The sequence below is a fragment of the Streptomyces tricolor genome, from assembly GCF_002155905.1.
GTDB lineage: Bacteria > Actinomycetota > Actinomycetes > Streptomycetales > Streptomycetaceae > Streptomyces > Streptomyces tricolor.
Genome location: NZ_MUMF01000876.1, coordinates 1 through 525, shown reverse-complemented (window position 1 = coordinate 525; position 525 = coordinate 1). Strand labels below are relative to the sequence as shown.

Here is a 525-nt window from a genome sequence, read left to right as displayed (position 1 = left end):
GGGTGGTACGGGGTGGGCGCATGGCCTCCTCGCTCGGGACGTGGGCGGTGCGTTCGGTCCGGGGTCCCGCTAGCGGGCGACGCTCTCGACGGGCCGCTGGGCGGAGGCGGATGCCTGGCGTTCGCCGGCGGTGGGCGAGAGGGCGACGAAGGCCGACGTGATGAACAGGTAGGACCCGAGGCCGACGGCGAGGGNNGTAGTGCATGCTGCTGACGGCCGCTCCCATGACGAGGGAGGCGACGGTGACCGCGAGGGGTGAGGTGATGTTGAGCCCGGCCCACAGGGCCGCGGTCGCCGCGACCACGGCGATCAGCACCGACAGCCCGACGAGAACGGGGTCGTAGCTGACGTCACCGTGCAGCCGGACCGCCGCCATGCCCAGGTAGTGCATGCTGGCGACACCCAGTCCGGTGGTGAGTCCGCCGAGGAGGAGTGCGCGGGCCCGGTCGCGGCTGTAGCCGACGGCGAAGACGCCGGCACAGACGACGACCATGGCGACGAGGAGGCTGAGGATGGTCAGCGGCA

At 72.3% G+C, this 525-nt stretch carries 1 pseudogene; it reads right to left on the bottom strand.

Annotated features, from left to right (window positions below):
• Positions 1-69: 69 nt before the first annotated feature.
• Positions 70-525 (bottom strand): annotated as a pseudogene (locus tag CCN44_RS41040) (MHYT domain-containing protein); the annotation flags it as partial.